Here is a 16,434-nt window from a genome sequence, read left to right on the forward strand (position 1 = left end):
GAAGATCAATCATGCTTGCACGAAAGCTTCATGACAGAGGCATGTCACAAGGCTCGCGAACCAATTGCCGACAATTGTGAAAACTGATATGACGCCGCTCATGGGATCGAAATTCGGATGCCTCGCGAACCAGTTCATCGTGCTGCAGGACCACAAGCGTCTGCCGGCACGCTTCTTCGCGCGCGTTCAAGGGGCACTCGCGAGCCTTCGCGGCTGAGCGCCTCGCGCTGCGGGAGCGGCGCCGATGCATCCTGAACACTCCAAAATCCTTTCCTCAGTCTGGACGGAACATAGCCATGAGCGCACCCCGCACCCTTTACGACAAGATCTGGGACGACCACGTCGTCGACCGTCAGGAAGACGGAACCTGTCTTCTCTACATCGACCGTCACCTCGTGCATGAAGTGACGAGCCCGCAGGCATTCGAAGGTCTGCGCATGACCGGCCGCAAGGTCCGCGCGCCGCAAAAGACGCTCGCCGTGGTCGACCACAACGTGCCGACCTCTCCGGACCGCCACCTCGGCATCAAGAACGAGGAAAGCCGCATCCAGGTCGAAGCACTTGCCACCAATGCCGCCGAATTCGGCGTCGAGTACTATTCGGCAAGCGACAAGCGCCAGGGCATCGTCCACATCGTCGGTCCGGAACAGGGCTTCACCCTCCCCGGCATGACCATCGTCTGCGGTGACAGCCACACCTCGACGCATGGCGCCTTCGGGGCTCTTGCCCATGGCATCGGCACATCGGAAGTCGAGCATGTGCTCGCCACCCAGACGCTGATCCAGAAGAAGGCGAAGAACATGCTGGTACGTGTCGACGGCATCCTGCCGGAACACGTCACTGCCAAGGACATCATCCTGGCGATCATCGGCGAGATCGGCACGGCTGGCGGTACCGGCCACGTCATCGAATTCGCCGGCGAAGCCATCGAAGCTCTGTCGATGGAAGGTCGCATGACCGTCTGCAACATGACGATCGAAGGTGGCGCCCGCGCCGGCTTGATTGCGCCTGATGAAAAGACCTTCGAATACATCAAGGGCAAGCCACGGGCTCCGAAGGATGAAGCCCTGGAGCAGGCAATCGCCTATTGGAAGACGCTGAAGTCCGACGAAGGTGCCCATTTCGACCGCGTCGTCGTACTGGACGCTGCAAAGCTTCCGCCGATCGTGTCCTGGGGCTCTTCGCCGGAAGACGTGATCTCGGTCCAGGGCGTGGTCCCGAACCCGGACGAAATCCAGGACGAAAACAAGCGCACCTCCAAATGGCGTGCACTGGACTATATGGGCCTGAAGCCGGGCACGAAGATCACCGATATCGCGGTCGACCGCGTCTTCATCGGCTCTTGCACCAATGGCCGCATCGAAGACCTGCGCGAAGTGGCCAAGGTCGTCGAAGGCAAGACCGTTGCCTCCACCGTGTCTGCCATGATCGTTCCGGGCTCCGGCCTCGTGAAGGAGCAGGCGGAAGCCGAAGGTCTCGACAAGATCTTCAAGGCCGCCGGCTTCGACTGGCGCGAGCCGGGTTGCTCCATGTGCCTCGCGATGAACGACGACCGCCTGAAGCCAGGTGAGCGCTGCGCCTCGACCTCGAACCGCAACTTCGAAGGTCGGCAGGGCTTCAAGGGCCGGACGCATCTTGTTTCGCCCGCCATGGCAGCAGCGGCCGCCGTTGCCGGCCACTTCGTCGACATCCGCGACTGGCAGTAAGCCAGTTTCCAATCCATCCTCGGATATTCGCCGCCCGCTGCAAAGCGGGCGGTTTCTTTTTGCCGGCCCGTTGCAATGATGGCCGAAGGCGTTATCGTCGCGGCGTCACAAAACTGTCACATGCCGCCCGCGGGTTTCCCATGAACATCAGCATATCCGGAGTCTCAGCCCGCAGGCCGCGGTCGTGAGCACTGTTGCCGTCGGCCTGGCGCTCATCGCCGCTATCCTTCATGCGAGCTGGAATGCCTTCCTGCGAACTGGCGCGGACCGCCTCTGGTCGATCACGGTGATGAGCCTGGCAGGCAGCATCATCTGCCTGCCCTTCCTCTTCATCCTGCCGGTCCCGGGATTTGCCGCCTGGCCCTATATCCTGCTCTCGGCCGGCCTGCAGGTAGGCTACAGCCTGTTTCTGGTGGCAGCCTATCGCCACGGAGAACTCGGGCAGGTCTACCCGATCGTCAGGGGTACCGTCCCGCTTCTGGTCACTCTCGGCGGCTTCCTCTTCTTTGGCGAGGTGCTGGGGCCCTGGCAGACGCTCGGAGTCATCTTGATCGCCGGGGGCATCATGAGCCTCTCACTGGGCAGAACCCGTGCGGCGACCTCCTCCATCCTCTTCGCGCTGACAACGGGCCTGATCATCGCCTGCTATTCGACGGTCGATTCGCGTGGGGTCAAACTGGTCGAACAACCCATAGCCTACGCTGTCTGGGTGCTTTTTCTCTTCGGCCTGATGATCACGATCGCCTTCGCCGTCACCCGAAGGGGGCTGGCGATCGATATTCGCTCGCCGCTCACCTGGAAGGCTGCCGCGGGTGGCGTGGTGGCCATGCTGGCCTATGGACTGGTGGTCGTGGCCTATGCCTATGCACCTGCAGGGCTCGTTACTGCAGTGCGCGAAACGAGCGTCGTCTTCGCCGTCCTGATCGGAGCCCTGCTCCTCGGCGAGCCACTGACGGTTCGCAGGCTCCTCGCCTGCCTCATCGTGGCCGGCGGCGCAATCAGTGTCAGCCTCTGAACCATCTGCTGTCGTCGCATACTCCCAAACGAAAAAAGGCTCCGGAAACCGGAGCCTTTCATCAATAAGTCTTGCGACTGCTTATTCGGCAGAAGCTTCTGCTGCGGCAGCAGCTTCAGCAGCAGCGGCCTTTTCAGCGGCTTCGGCTGCTGCCTTTTCGGCGGCCAGCGCCTGTGCTGCTGCGACCTTCTCGGCTTCCAGACGTGCCTTTTCCTCGGCAACGGCGGCGCGCTCGGCGTCGTTCAGCTTGCGAGCGCGGGTGCCGGTGTTCTCGACGATACGAGCCGACTTGCCGCGACGATCGCGCAGGTAGTAGAGCTTGGCGCGACGGACCTTACCGCGGCGGACGATTTCGACGCCTTCGACGAGCGGCGAGTAGACGGGGAATACGCGCTCGACGCCTTCGCCGTAGGAGATCTTGCGAACGGTGAAGCTCTCGTTGATGCCAGCGCCCGAACGAGCGATGCAAACGCCTTCATAGGCCTGCACGCGGGTACGGTTGCCTTCCTTGACGGTGACGTTCACGCGCACGGTGTCGCCCGGGGAGAATTCCGGGAGCTTGCGCTTGGCTTCGATCTTGGCAGCCTGTTCGGCTTCCAGCTGCTGAATGATGTTCATGTCTAACCTCGGTTTCTTCTGAAACAGCCAGAGCGCTCAACGATGATCCCTGGGTTCATGCCGCAGGATCTTGACCCTGATGGGTCGGAGCGAATGCGCAGTTCTTTGTTTTGGCAGACGGGCGAAACGCCCATTTCCGAGGGGGCCATTACACCAAGATGGCCGGCTTGTCACCCCATGAGTTTCAAATATTGCCCCTGACGAGGCCCCTGGATGCCTTGATGCGTCAGATCTATGCCCTTAAGACTTCGCCACGATCTATCGGAAGGACAATCGCATGACCATCGCCATGATTTTGCTGCTCTTCGCATCCGGCTTCCTGTCGGGAGCGGTGAACGCGATTGCCGGTGGCGGTACCTTCCTGACATTCGGCGCGCTGACGCTCGCCGGGCTGCCCCCGATCAGCGCCAATGCGACCTCCTCCGTCACCCAGTTCCCGGGCTATATCACATCGACACTCGCCTATCGCAAGGAGTTGAGCGAGATGGGACGTGGCGTGTGGATCCTCGCTCTTGTTTCTGCAATCGGTGCCGCCGGGGGCTCGCTTTTCCTGATCTCCCTGTCCAATCCCGCCTTCCGCTCGATGGTCCCATGGCTTCTGCTGGGTGCCACCGCCATCTTTGCAGCAGGGCCGAAACTGAGACCGAAGACGAAAGGCGAAAGCCATCCGGCAAGCCCGCTCGGGCTCGCCCTGCAGAGCCTTACCTCATTCTACGGTGGCTTCTTCGGCGCTGGCATGGGTATCATGATGCTGGCATCACTGGGCTTGGCGAGTGGCGGCGACTACCACCGGCTGAACGCTCTGAAGAACTTCCTGTCGATCGTCATCGCAGCCGTTGCCATTGTCATCTTCGCCAGCGCCGGCGCGCTGTCCTGGCTGCATGCCGTAATCATGATTCCGGCGGTTGCTGTCGGTGGCTATGCGGGTGTCGCCATGGCGAAGAAGGTACCGCAGAACGTGCTGCGCTGGCTGGTGGTCGCGGCAGGGCTCGGGCTCGCCGCCTATTACTTTTTGACCGGCTGAACCGGCAACAGGTCCGGGCGTCGCTCGCGGGTCAGTGCAACAGCCTGCTCGCGCCGCCATTTCTCGATGGCAGCGTGATTGCCTGAGGTCAGGACCTCCGGGATTTCCCGGTCCTCGAAGACCTGCGGGCGGGTATATTGCGGGTGTTCGAGCAATCCGCCCTCGAAGCTTTCATGCACGCCTGATAGCTGGTTGCCCATCACGCCGGGCAGGATCCGCACGACGGCATCAAGGAGCGTCAGCGCCGCCGGCTCGCCACCGGAGAGAATATAGTCGCCAATTGACACTTCTTCGAGCTGGCGCGCATCGATGACACGTTGGTCGATACCCTCGAAACGGCCACAGACGATGACCACGCCCTCGCCTGCGGCAAGCGCACGAACCCGCTCCTGGGTGAGAGGCCGGCCACGCGGGCTCATCAAAAGCCGCGGCCTTCCATCGTCAGCTATGGAATCGATCGCTCGGGCCAGCACATCGGGCCGCAGCACCATTCCAGCTCCGCCGCCAGACGGTGTATCGTCGACGCTGCGATGCTTGTCCTCGGTGAAATCACGGATCTGCACAGCCTCGATCTGCCAATCGCCGCGCTCGAGCGCGCGCCCGGCAAGCGCCTGGCCCAGATGGCCGGGAAACATGTCCGGGTAGAGTGTCAGTATGGAAGCCTTGAAAGGCATGGGAGGCTCAGCGCCCGTTGTTCGGCCGGGGCTTTCCACCGGCATTGCCATAAGGCTTCTCTTCACCGTCATCCTTCAGGCCGGCCGCGATCGGATCGACGAGCAGACGTCCGCCTTCGAGATCGATCTCCAGCACTGCGGCTTCGGAAAAGGGAATGAGCACGGGCCGCTTGCCGGGCCCCTTGAGCTCAAGGAGGTCGCCGGCACCGAAATCATAGACCGCCGTCACGGCGCCGTAGTGATTGTTTTCCGCGTCATAGACTTCGAGCCCCTCGAGATCCGTGTAGTAGAACTCGTCCTCTTCCAGATCATCATCCGGCAGCGCATCGCGATCGACGAAAAGCTCGGTCCCGTTCAGGGCCTCGGCCGCGTTGCGGTCGTTAACCCCGCGGAAGCGCACGATGGCGACAGTCTTGCCGTCGCGAATGTCGAGGATCTCGAATTTGCGCCCGTCAGCCGCATGGAGGAAACCATAGTCCGCAAGGCCCAGCGGATCCTCGGTGAATGTCTTGACCCGCACTTCGCCCCGGAGCCCCTGGGCGGCGCCGATCACGGCCATCAGTATCGGGTTTTCAATTTTGCTCATCGGGCGGAACGGTCCTGCATATGCATCGGTTCGACATTCCTTTTAGGCGCAAGCAGCCCGAAAGAAAACGCAAAAACGGGCGATGGGGTGACCCACCGCCCGTCGATATCGACTGGATGCCGATTATTCTGCGGAGCCTTCAGCGGCAGCGGCGGCAGCATCAGCAGCCTTCTGAGCGCGCTCGGCAGTGCGTTCCTGGGCCTTCTTGCCCGGCTTTGCCTTGTCCGGGTTGCTGCGAACAGCGCGCTCGGCGATACCGGCTTCAGCCATGAAACGCAGGACGCGGTCGGTCGGCTGAGCGCCCTTGGCAACCCATGCCTTGATGGAATCGACGTCGAGCTCAACGCGCTTTTCGTTGTCCTTGCCGAGCATCGGGTTCCAGGAACCGACGCGGTCGAGGAAACGGCCGTCACGCGGTGCGCGGGCGTCGGCGACGACGATCTGGTAGTAAGGGCGCTTCTTGGAACCACCGCGGGCGAGACGAATCTTGAGGGACATTGTATTACTCCTTGATGTTTTCAGTTCGGGCAGCCGTGGCGAACCCTGTTCTTGTTGAGGCCGCCGTCAGGCGGTCTTTTCAGTTGCACCGCCATGTTCGGCGGCAATGGCTTCATGATGCCGGATGACTTCCTTGATGATGAAGTTCAGGAACTTCTCGGCGAAATCCGGATCCAGATGAGCATCCTGAGCCAGGCGGCGCAGGCGTTCGATCTGGTATTCTTCGCGCGCCGGGTCGGCCGGCGGCAATTCGTACTCGGCTTTCAAAACGCCGACTGCCTTGGTGCAGCGGAAGCGTTCGGCAAGCATGTGGACCAGCGCCGCGTCGATATTGTCGATCGACTGGCGATAGCCGGAGAGCTGCTCCTTGATGGACGGATCGATCATGGGCGCGCTCCTCACTTTTTCTTCGGCAGGCCGGGAAGGCCGGTGAAGCCGCCACCGCCGAGACCCGGAAGTTTCGGTCCACCAAGACCCGGCAGGCCACCAGCACCCAGGCCCGGCAAGCCACCCGGCTTCACGCCGGCAGCTTCTGCCTGCTTGGCAAGCGCTTCGAGCTGCTTCGGATCCATGCTCGACAGGTCGGGCATGCCCATGCCGCCCATGCCGCCGCCGAGGCCCATCTTCGAAGCGAGGCCGCCCATCATCTGCTTCATCATGCCGCCGCCCTTCTTGCCGCCCATGGCTTTCATCATGTCGGCCATCTGGCGATGCATCTTGAGCAGCTTGTTGATGTCGGAGGCATCGGTGCCAGACCCGGCGGCAATGCGCTTCTTGCGGGAATGCTTCAGAACGTCGGGATTGGCGCGCTCGGCCTTGGTCATCGAGGAGATGATGGCGAGCTGGCGCTTGAAAACCTTGTCGTCGAGGCCGGCAGCAGAAATCTTGTCCTTCATGCCGGCCATGCCCGGCATCATGCCCATGATCCCGCCCATGCCGCCCATCGCCTGCATCTGCTTGATCTGTTCGGCTAGGTCATTGAGGTCGAACTTGCCCTTGGCCATCTTCTCGGCCATGGCGCGGGCTTTGTCCGCATCGATGTTCTCGGCGGCCTTTTCGACCAACGAAACGATGTCGCCCATGCCGAGAATACGGTCGGCAATGCGTCGCGGATGGAACTCTTCGAGCTCCGTCATCTTCTCGCCGACACCGATCAGCTTGATCGGCTTGCCGGTGACGGCCCGCATCGAAAGGGCTGCACCGCCACGGCCGTCGCCGTCCATGCGGGTCAGCACGAGGCCTGTGATGCCGACGCGTTCGTCGAAGTTGCGGGCGAGGTTGACCGCGTCCTGACCGGTCAGGGAGTCGGCGACGAGCAGGATTTCGTGTGGCTTGGAGCGGGCCTTGATCTCGGCCATCTCCATCATCAGCGGCTCGTCGATATGCGTGCGGCCAGCGGTGTCGAGAATGACGATGTCATGGCCACCGAGCTTGGCGGCCTGAACGGCCCGGCTGGCAATATCGGTCGGCGACTGGCCTGCAATGATCGGCAGTGTGTCGACACCGGTCTGCACGCCGAGCTGGCGAAGCTGCTCCTGGGCGGCCGGACGACGCGTGTCGAGCGAGGCCATCAGGACCTTCTTCTTGTCGCGATCCGTCAGGCGCTTGGCGATCTTGCCGGTGGTGGTCGTTTTGCCCGACCCCTGCAGGCCGACCATCATGATGACGACGGGAGCAGCAGCGTTGAGGTCGATCGAAACGCCTTCCGTGCCGAGCATCTCGACGAGCTCGTCATGGACGATCTTCACGACCATCTGGCCGGGCTTGATCGACTTCAGGACGGTCGCACCAACAGCCTTTTCGCGCACCTTTTCCGTGAAGGAGCGGACCACTTCGAGGGCAACGTCGGCCTCGAGAAGGGCACGACGAACCTCACGCAGGGCAGCCGAGACATCCGCCTCGGACAGTGCGCCACGGCCGGTCAGTCCATTCAGAATGGATCCAAGTCGGTCCTGGAGGTTTTCAAACATCGGCTCTTCCTTGCATGGTTCGGGGAAACCCAAACCTCGGTCTTCTCTGGCCGGAAAACAAGACGCAAAGCCAAAAACCACCCGAGGGCGCAACGCGCTGTCGGGTGTTGACCTCCGGGATCTCTTTATACCTTTTCGGGTCCCGGTCGGCGGCTCAGAGTACTTGTCTCGTCGCAGATTGCGGCGGGTAAACAGGAAAATGGCCGCGAAGTCAAGCCAAGTCCCGATTTCTCAAGGCATCCCCTTCTTTCGGCGATCTGGAACCCGCATCTTGTCGTAGAATTGACAAAACCACATATGGGTGAGCCATGAACAGACGCAGCTTTCTCAAATGGTCCGGCTTCGGGCTCGTTGCCGCAACACTCGGAGGCCTCGGCATGCGTGAGGCTCAGGCGGGTAATCGCTATTATAGCGGCCCGATCTCGGATCACTTCGACGGCAAGATCTTTTTCAATCCGGGTGGCGAAGAACCGCGCGGGTTTACCGATCTTCTGCGCTGGCAGTTCGGTGGAGGGAAGATCGACTGGCCGAAGCCAGTCAAGGCGGCCGATTTCGTCACGACGAAGCCGGACCAACGCGTTGATGGCAATCGGCTGGTCGTAACGATGATCGGTCATGCAACCCTGCTAATCCAGACAGCAGGTCTCAACATTCTGACAGATCCGGTTTGGTCGGAGCGCGCGAGCCCTGTGTCCTTCGCAGGGCCGAAACGCGCCAATCCGCCGGGCATCGCATTTGACGACCTCCCGATGATCGACATCGTGATCGTCACGCACAATCATTACGACCACCTGGACATCGCGACGCTGAAGCGCCTCGCCGACCGCGACAAGCCGAGGATAATCACCCCGCTGGGCAATGACAGGATCATCCTTGACGACGTAGCAAACATCGATGTCGGCGTGACCGACTGGGGCGACCGGGTAGAGTTGGGCGACGGCATTACCATCCATTGTGAGCCCTGCCACCATTGGTCGGCCCGCGGCATGGGCGACAGGCGGATGGCGCTCTGGGCTGCCTTCATCATCGAGACGCCGGGAGGCAAGATCTACCACATCGGCGACACCGGCTATGCCAACGGCCAGCATTATCGCGAAGTTCGCGAGAAACACGGCGACATCCGCCTCGCCATCATGCCGATCGGTGCCTATGAGCCCCGCTGGTTCATGCAGGCGCAGCACCAGAACCCGGAGGAAGCGATCGCCGGATTCGGCCTGAGTGGTGCGTCCTTCGGTATCGGTCACCATTTCGGCACGTTCCAGCTGACGAACGAAGGCATCGACGATCCACCGGCAGCACTGAAGACGGCCATGTCTGCAGCCGGTATCGGGGCCGAGCGTTTCAAGGGGTTGCGGCCTGGCCAGCAGTTCGAGGTACCTCGCGCAAGAGCCTGAGGCTCACCTTCCGCGTTGACAGACCGGCCGCTTTTGGCCAGACTTCGCTCATTCACCAGGGGTGTCCCGACAAGGGGCTGAGATATCGCTACGCCGAGATGGCAGCGCGGTGACCCGTTGAACCTGATCCAGTTCATACTGGCGTAGGGACGGTGCAAGCGCTGCAAACGACGATTCGTAAACCCGAATCCCGTGGCGTCTTTCCATCATTCCGGCTGACATGACTGGGTCTCCAACCTGAACACTTGGAGCTCCACGATGAACATTGCCCCGCATTTCGACAGGCCCGACGTCACCACCGGGCCGCTTCCCGCCTCGACCAAGATCTTTCTGCCGGGTGATATCCACCCGGATATCCGCGTGCCCCTGCGCCAGATCGCGCTGCACCCGACTTCCGGCGAACCACCTGTGAATGTCTATGACGCGTCAGGTCCCTATACCGACCCGCAGGTGACCATCGCCATCGACCAAGGCCTACGGCGCCACCGGACAGCCTGGGTGAAGGCACGCGGCGATGTTGAGGCCTATGACGGCCGCGATGTAAAGCCTGAAGACAACGGCTTCGTCTCTGCCGACAAGCTGACCCCGGCGTTTCCCGTGAAACATCAGCCGCTTCGTGCAACGGGCGGCAAGGCCGTGACGCAACTGGCCTATGCCCGCGCCGGCATCATCACGCCGGAAATGGAATATGTGGCGATCCGCGAAAACCTCGGCCGCAAGGCCATGAAAGAAGCGCTTGTCCGCGACGGCGAAAGCTTCGGCGCCGCGATCCCGGATCACGTCACGCCGGAATTCGTTCGCCAGGAGATCGCCTCAGGCAGGGCGATCATCCCCGCCAACATCAACCATCCCGAGCTCGAGCCGATGATTATCGGCCGGAATTTCCTGGTGAAGATCAACGCCAATATCGGCAATTCAGCCGTGACCTCCTATATGGCCGAGGAAGTCGAGAAGATGGTCTGGGCGATCCGCTGGGGCGCCGACACGGTCATGGATCTCTCGACCGGGCGCAACATTCACAACATCCGCGACTGGATCCTGCGCAATTCGCCTGTGCCGATCGGCACTGTGCCGCTCTACCAAGCGCTGGAAAAGGTCGGTGGTATCGCCGAGGACCTGACTTGGGAGGTCTATCGCGACACGCTGATCGAGCAGGCCGAACAGGGCGTCGACTATTTCACCATCCATGCCGGCGTGCGGCTGCACTACATCCCGCTCACCGTCAACCGCGTCACCGGCATCGTCTCGCGCGGTGGCTCGATCATGGCCAAGTGGTGTCTGCATCATCACAAGGAAAGCTTCCTCTACGAGCATTTCGAGGAAATCTGCGACATCTGCCGCGCTTACGATGTCTCTTTCTCGCTCGGCGATGGCTTGCGCCCTGGCTCGATTGCCGATGCCAATGATGCCGCCCAGTTTGCCGAACTCGAAACGCTCGGTGAGCTGACGCAGATCGCCTGGGCAAAAGATTGCCAGGTGATGATCGAGGGCCCCGGCCATGTTCCCATGCACAAGATCAAGGAGAACATGGACAAGCAGCTGAAGACCTGCGGCAAGGCGCCCTTCTATACGCTGGGGCCGCTCACGACAGACATAGCGCCCGGCTACGACCACATTACCTCGGGGATCGGAGCGGCGATGATCGGCTGGTTCGGCACGGCGATGCTCTGCTACGTCACGCCGAAGGAGCATCTGGGCCTTCCCGACCGCGATGACGTGAAGACTGGCGTGATCACCTACAAGATCGCGGCGCACGCCGCCGATCTCGCCAAGGGTCATCCGGCAGCCCAACTCCGTGACGACGCGCTTTCCCGCGCCCGCTTCGAATTCCGCTGGGAAGACCAGTTCAACCTGTCGCTCGACCCCGAGACGGCACGCTCGATGCACGATGAGACGCTGCCAAAGGAAGCGCACAAGGTGGCTCACTTCTGCTCGATGTGCGGGCCGAAATTCTGCTCGATGCGCATCTCGCATGACATCCGCGCCGAGGCACAGAAGGAGGGCCTGACCGCCATGGCAGAGAAATACCGCGCCGGCGGCGATCTCTACATGACGGCGGACGAGATCGAAGCGCTTGAGGTGGGGGAACGGTCATGACCGTTCTGGTGAAGGGCGCCGGTGTCGCAGGGCTGGCGACGGCGCTGGAATTGGCGCGCAGGGGTATCCCTGTCGAGATCGTTGAGTGCCGGGCCGATATCGGCTTTGGCGCCTCCCATTGGGCGGGCGGCATGCTTGCCCCCTATTGCGAGCGGGAGGCGGCGGAAGAAGTCGTACTGACGCTTGGCCTTTCCGCTTCCGACTGGTGGGACGAGGCCGTGCCCGGTCTCGTCGAACGCCGGGGCACGCTTGTGCTGGCCAATCCCCGCGATCTTGCCGACCTCAAACGCTTTGCGACCCGAACGCGGGGCCATCGCTGGCTGGGCGAGGAAGAGATCGCAGACCTCGAACCAGATCTGGCAGGGCGTTTCACCACAGGCCTCTTCTTCTCAGAAGAGGCGCATCTTAATCCACGCCAGGCCTTGCGGGGTCTTTATCAGGCGGCACGGCAGCTCGGTGTCTCCTTCCGCTTCGGGGAAGAGGCAACTGATGCGGCAGGCTATACGAGTGTGGTGGATTGCCGGGGACCACAGGCGATCGGCGAGATCGACGGATTGCGCGGCGTGCGCGGCGAGATGCTCTATCTGGAGACGGGTGACGTCACGCTGTCCCGCCCCGTGCGCCTCCTGCATCCCCGCCACCCCCTCTACATCGTGCCGCGCGGAAACGGGCTGTTCATGCTGGGCGCGACCATGATCGAGGCTGAGGATGACGGGCCGATCACCGCGCGCTCGATGATGGAACTGCTCAACACGGCCTATGCGCTGCACCCGGCCTTTGCCGAGGCGCGCATCGTGGAAACCGGGACCGGCATCCGCCCGGCTTTCCCGGACAATGTTCCACGGATCATCGAAACGTCCGACGGACTGGCAGTCGCCGGCATGCACCGCCACGGCTTTCTGCTCGCGCCGGCACTGGCGCGTCAGGCGGCAGAGAAGCTCACGGCAGCAAACGCATCCGAGAGAAGGAGGAGGGCATGAAGCTCACCGTCAACGGAGAACCCCTGGAACTGGATGCAGGCAACCTCGCCGATCTGCTCGCCAAGCTCGACTACCAGGGCGACTGGCTGGCCACCGCCGTCAATGGCGAGCTGGTTCACCGAGAGGAGCGATCGTCGCAGGCACTGAACGATGGCGACCGGATCGAGATCCTCTCGCCCATGCAGGGAGGCTGAGATGACCCTGGAACTCTATGGCAAGACCGTCATCTCGCGTCTCCTGCTCGGCACCGCGCGCTACCCCTCGCCCGCGATCCTGGCCGAGGCCGTACGGCGCTCGAAGACCGAGATCGTCACCGTCTCGCTGCGCCGGGAAACCGCAGGCGGCAAAACGGGCGGCGCCTTCTTCCAGCTGATCCGCGATCTCGGCGTTCACATTCTGCCCAACACCGCCGGCTGCCACAGCGCCCGCGAAGCGGTGCTGACGGCAAAGATGGCGCGCGAGGTCTTTGGCACCCACTGGATCAAGCTGGAGGTTATCGGCCACAACGACACGCTGCAGCCGGATGTTTTCGAACTGGTGGAAGCGGCGAAGATCCTTGTTGCTGAGGGCTTCGAGGTTTTTCCCTATACGACTGACGATCTGGTGGTCGGGGAGAAGCTGCTCGCCGCCGGATGCCGCGTGCTGATGCCCTGGTGCGCGCCGATCGGCAGCGCCATGGGGCCGCAGAATCTGCCGGCACTCAAATCCATGCGGGCGGAGTTCCCCGACGCACCGCTGATCGTCGATGCCGGCATCGGTCGCCCGTCCCACGCCACGACGGTGATGGAACTCGGCTATGACGCGGTGCTGCTGAACACAGCCGTCGCCAGCGCCGGTGATCCGGCCGCGATGGGTGAGGCCTTTGCCAAGGCGATCGAGGCAGGACACATCGCCCATAAATCAGGCATGCTGGAACCGCGCGACATGGCCGTGCCATCTACCCCCGTGATCGGAAAGGGGGTCTTCGCATGAAGCTCGATCCCTTCTACCTCATCGTCGACAGCGCCGACTGGATCGAGCGGCTTGTCCCGCTGGGCGTCAAGCTGGTGCAGCTGCGGATGAAGGACGCCGAGGAAAGCGTGCTTCGCCAGCATGTTCGACGCGCCCGGCAATGCTGTGCCGACCACGGCTGCCAGCTCATCGTCAACGACTTCTGGCAGATCGCCATCGACGAGGGCTGCGACTTCATCCATCTCGGCCAGGAGGATCTGGCAACAGCGGATCTCGCAGCGATCCGCAGCGCAGGCCTGAAGCTCGGTCTGTCGACGCACGACGAGGCGGAGCTCGAAACGGCGCTCGCCGCCAAGCCTGATTATATCGCCCTCGGCCCCGTCTATCCGACGATCCTGAAGAAGATGCCCTGGGCGCCGCAGGGTCTGGAACGGCTGACAGTGTGGAAGGAAAAGATCGGGCCCCTGCCCCTCGTCGCCATTGGCGGGCTTCGCCCCGACCGGCTCCTCGGTGTGTTCGGGGCCGGAGCAGACAGCGCCGCTGTGGTGACGGACATCACCTTGCATGCCGATCCCGAGGCGCGAACCCGGGAATGGCTTGAAGTGACCGAGCCATGGCGTTGACCACGGTTGCGCGGTTTTGGTCGCTCTACTGGTAATTTGGCTGTATTTCCGCCATATAGGTTGAAAGTGCAGTTGTATGGAGTGACGATGTCGGATCGGGTCGAATTCGCTAGGATGAACGGGCTTGGCAACAAGATCCTGGTCATTGACATGCGCGGTCGCACCGACCGCGTGACCCCGGCTGCCGCAGTCGCGCTCGCCGCCGAACCGGCAACGGCCTTCGACCAGATTATGGCCATCCATGATCCAAAGGTCGACGGCACCGACGCCTATATCGACATCCTGAACTGCGATGGCTCGAAGGCCCAGGCATGCGGCAACGGCACCCGCTGCGTGGTTCAGGCGCTTGCCAGCGAAACCGGCCGCAAGAGCTTCACCTTCCAGACCATTGCCGGCATTCTGAACGCCGTCGAGCATGCGGACGGCACGATCTCCGTCGACATGGGCAAGCCCGTCTTTGCCTGGGACAAGATCCCGCTCTCGGAAGAATTCCACGACACCAGCCGCATCGAGCTGCAGATCGGCCCGATCGACGCGCCGATCCTGCATTCGCCCTCGGCCATGTCGATGGGCAATCCGCATGCGGTGTTCTGGGTCGATCGTGATCCCATGACCTATGATCTGGAACGCTTCGGTCCTCTCCTCGAAAACCATCCGATCTTCCCGGAAAAGGCCAATATCACGCTGGCCCAGGTCACCTCGAAGACATCAATGGTAACACGCACCTGGGAACGCGGCGCCGGCCTGACGCTCGCCTGCGGTTCGGCTGCCTGCGCCGCTGGTGTCTCCGCCGCTCGCACCGGCCGCACCGAGCGCAAGGTGACGATCACGGTCGCGTCGAGCCCCAATCGCGGCACGCTGACCATCGACTGGCGCCCAGACGACAAGGTTGTGATGACCGGTCCCGCCGAATGGGAATGGTCGGGCATGGTGGATCCGGCCACCGGCAGCTGGCAACGCGATGTGCGCATCGATGCAGAGGCTGCCACCCCGTGACCTCCACGCGACAAGGCGCCGTCGAGGTCATCACCTTCGGCTGTCGCCTGAACACCTATGAGTCCGAAGTCATGAAGGCGGAGGCCGCCAAGGCCGGCCTCGATAATGCCATCCTCGTCAACACCTGTGCGGTCACCTCGGAAGCCGTGCGCCAGGCACGCCAGGCAATCCGCCGGGCACGCCGGGAAAACCCGGAAGCCCGTATCATCGTCACCGGCTGTGCTGCACAGACCGAAGCGCTAAGTTTCGCGGCGATGCCCGAGGTCGACGCCGTTCTTGGCAATGAGGAGAAGCTCAAGGCCGAGCACTATCGCCGCCTGCCGGATTTCGGCGTCTCTGCGGAAGAGAAGGTTGCCGTCAACGACATCATGAGCGTGACCGAGACGGCACCGCAGATGGTGGCGCATATCGACGGCCATGTGCGTGGCTTCCTGCAGGTACAGAACGGCTGCGACCACCGCTGCACCTTCTGCATCATCCCCTATGGCCGCGGCAATTCACGCTCCGTGCCGATGGGCGCCGTCGTCGAGCAGGCACGCAAGCTCGTCGAAAACGGCTATCGCGAAGTGGTGCTGACCGGGGTGGATGCGACGAGCTATGGCGCGGATCTCCCCGGCAATCCGACGCTCGGCCTTCTCGCCAAGACACTGATGAAACAGGTGCCGGAGATCCTGCGCCTCCGCCTCTCCTCGATCGACAGCATCGAGGCGGACAGCCATCTCTTCGACCTGATCGCCGATGAGCCGCGTTTTATGCCGCATCTGCATCTGTCGCTGCAGCATGGAGACGACATGATCCTGAAGCGCATGAAGCGTCGCCACTCCCGGGCCGATGCGATTGCCTTTGCCGAGCAGGTCCGGCGCCTGCGCCCCGGCTTTGCCTTTGGCGCCGACATGATCGCCGGTTTCCCGACGGAGACTGCGGAGATGGCCGGGAATTCGGCACGCCTCGCCGAGGAGATCGGCATCGCGCATCTGCATGTCTTCCCCTACAGCCCACGCCCCGGCACGCCGGCAGCCCGTATGCCACAGCTCGACCGGGCATTGGTCAAAGCACGGGCGGCAGACCTGCGGGCAGTTGCTGAACGATTGCAAGCTGTGCATCTCGCTTCGCGTGTCGGCACCCGCCAGAAGCTGCTGGTCGAGCGCAACGAAATGGCGCATACGGAAGACTTTACCCTCGTTGCGACACCGGGCATGAAACCTGGAAGCTTCGTCGAGGTTTCGATCGGCGGCCATACCGGCCGTCATCTGACGATTTCAGCGGCAGCGGCAAGTGTGGCTGCCTGACAGACGGATAGAG

General features: G+C 62.4%; 18 protein-coding genes and 1 riboswitch. Of the genes, 12 read left to right on the forward strand and 6 right to left on the reverse strand.

Annotated elements, in window-relative coordinates:
• The first annotated feature begins 88 nt into the window (after positions 1–88).
• The 3 genes from E9677_RS25760 to E9677_RS20630 all read left to right on the forward strand — a co-directional run bounded on the left by E9677_RS25760 (position 89) and on the right by E9677_RS20630 (position 2,721).
• Positions 89–217 carry a hypothetical protein gene (locus tag E9677_RS25760; protein WP_267499007.1) on the forward strand — a complete coding sequence of 43 codons (129 nt, stop codon included), beginning with the start codon at positions 89–91 and terminating at the stop codon, positions 215–217.
• A gap of 79 nt (positions 218–296) precedes the next feature.
• The gene (gene leuC / locus E9677_RS20625; protein ID WP_136559930.1) at positions 297–1,706 is read left to right on the forward strand and encodes a 3-isopropylmalate dehydratase large subunit; all 1,410 of its coding nucleotides are present in this window, start codon (positions 297–299) and stop codon (positions 1,704–1,706) included.
• 184 nt (positions 1,707–1,890) lie between these two features.
• A complete protein-coding gene (locus E9677_RS20630) occupies positions 1,891–2,721 on the forward strand; it encodes a DMT family transporter (RefSeq protein ID WP_136559931.1) in 831 nt (276 codons plus the stop codon).
• 81 nt (positions 2,722–2,802) lie between these two features.
• Here E9677_RS20630 and rplS read toward each other — a convergent pair whose 3' ends face one another.
• Positions 2,803–3,339, reverse strand: a complete 537-nt coding sequence (gene rplS, locus E9677_RS20635; protein WP_112239748.1) for a 50S ribosomal protein L19 — start codon at positions 3,337–3,339, stop codon at positions 2,803–2,805.
• Positions 3,340–3,616: 277 nt separating this feature from the next.
• Between rplS and E9677_RS20640 the strand changes: the two genes are divergently transcribed.
• Positions 3,617–4,363, forward strand: a complete 747-nt coding sequence (locus tag E9677_RS20640; protein WP_136559932.1) for a sulfite exporter TauE/SafE family protein — start codon at positions 3,617–3,619, stop codon at positions 4,361–4,363.
• Here E9677_RS20640 and trmD read toward each other — a convergent pair.
• The 5 genes from trmD to ffh form a co-directional block, all read right to left on the reverse strand.
• A complete protein-coding gene (gene trmD, locus E9677_RS20645; RefSeq protein ID WP_136559933.1) occupies positions 4,345–5,037 on the reverse strand; it encodes a tRNA (guanosine(37)-N1)-methyltransferase TrmD in 693 nt (230 codons plus the stop codon). The genes E9677_RS20640 and trmD overlap by 19 nt on opposite strands.
• A 7-nt stretch (positions 5,038–5,044) precedes the next feature.
• Positions 5,045–5,623 carry a ribosome maturation factor RimM gene (gene rimM, locus E9677_RS20650; protein ID WP_136559934.1) on the reverse strand — a complete coding sequence of 193 codons (579 nt, stop codon included), beginning with the start codon at positions 5,621–5,623 and terminating at the stop codon, positions 5,045–5,047.
• 123 nt (positions 5,624–5,746) lie between these two features.
• Positions 5,747–6,121, reverse strand: coding sequence for a 30S ribosomal protein S16 (gene rpsP / locus E9677_RS20655; RefSeq protein WP_136559935.1), 375 nt, complete (start codon positions 6,119–6,121; stop codon positions 5,747–5,749).
• Between the two features lie 66 nt (positions 6,122–6,187).
• Positions 6,188–6,508 (reverse strand): chorismate mutase, encoded by a 321-nt coding sequence (locus E9677_RS20660; protein ID WP_136559936.1) that lies wholly within the window; start codon positions 6,506–6,508, stop codon positions 6,188–6,190.
• A gap of 11 nt (positions 6,509–6,519) precedes the next feature.
• A complete protein-coding gene (gene ffh / locus E9677_RS20665) occupies positions 6,520–8,091 on the reverse strand; it encodes a signal recognition particle protein (RefSeq protein ID WP_136559937.1) in 1,572 nt (523 codons plus the stop codon).
• A 308-nt stretch (positions 8,092–8,399) separates the two neighbouring features.
• Between ffh and E9677_RS20670 the strand changes: the two genes are divergently transcribed.
• From E9677_RS20670 to mtaB, 8 genes are all read left to right on the forward strand, one after another.
• Positions 8,400–9,485 (forward strand): MBL fold metallo-hydrolase, encoded by a 1,086-nt coding sequence (locus E9677_RS20670; RefSeq protein ID WP_136559938.1) that lies wholly within the window; start codon positions 8,400–8,402, stop codon positions 9,483–9,485.
• A 47-nt stretch (positions 9,486–9,532) separates the two neighbouring features.
• Positions 9,533–9,653, forward strand: a riboswitch (TPP riboswitch).
• A 90-nt stretch (positions 9,654–9,743) separates the two neighbouring features.
• Complete coding sequence (gene thiC, locus E9677_RS20675) at positions 9,744–11,582, forward strand: phosphomethylpyrimidine synthase ThiC (RefSeq protein WP_136559939.1); 1,839 nt, start codon at positions 9,744–9,746, stop codon at positions 11,580–11,582.
• On the forward strand, positions 11,579–12,562 hold the full coding sequence (thiO, locus tag E9677_RS20680) for a glycine oxidase ThiO (protein ID WP_136559940.1): 984 nt from the start codon (positions 11,579–11,581) through the stop codon (positions 12,560–12,562). The genes thiC and thiO overlap by 4 nt, the downstream gene beginning before the upstream one ends.
• Positions 12,559–12,756, forward strand: coding sequence for a sulfur carrier protein ThiS (gene thiS, locus E9677_RS20685; RefSeq protein ID WP_136559941.1), 198 nt, complete (start codon positions 12,559–12,561; stop codon positions 12,754–12,756). Before thiO ends, thiS begins: the two co-directional genes overlap by 4 nt.
• A 1-nt stretch (position 12,757) precedes the next feature.
• Complete coding sequence (locus E9677_RS20690) at positions 12,758–13,534, forward strand: thiazole synthase (RefSeq protein WP_136559942.1); 777 nt, start codon at positions 12,758–12,760, stop codon at positions 13,532–13,534.
• Entirely contained in the window at positions 13,531–14,136 is a 606-nt protein-coding gene (locus E9677_RS20695; RefSeq protein ID WP_136559943.1) for a thiamine phosphate synthase, read from the forward strand. Before E9677_RS20690 ends, E9677_RS20695 begins: the two co-directional genes overlap by 4 nt.
• Before the next feature lie 87 nt (positions 14,137–14,223).
• Positions 14,224–15,132, forward strand: coding sequence for a diaminopimelate epimerase (dapF, locus tag E9677_RS20700; RefSeq protein ID WP_136559944.1), 909 nt, complete (start codon positions 14,224–14,226; stop codon positions 15,130–15,132).
• Complete coding sequence (gene mtaB, locus E9677_RS20705) at positions 15,129–16,421, forward strand: tRNA (N(6)-L-threonylcarbamoyladenosine(37)-C(2))-methylthiotransferase MtaB (protein ID WP_136559945.1); 1,293 nt, start codon at positions 15,129–15,131, stop codon at positions 16,419–16,421. Before dapF ends, mtaB begins: the two co-directional genes overlap by 4 nt.
• Positions 16,422–16,434: the final 13 nt, after the last annotated feature.

Origin of the sequence: Peteryoungia rhizophila (genome assembly GCF_004912145.1) — a bacterium.
Classification (GTDB): Bacteria; Pseudomonadota; Alphaproteobacteria; order Rhizobiales; family Rhizobiaceae; genus Allorhizobium; species Allorhizobium rhizophilum.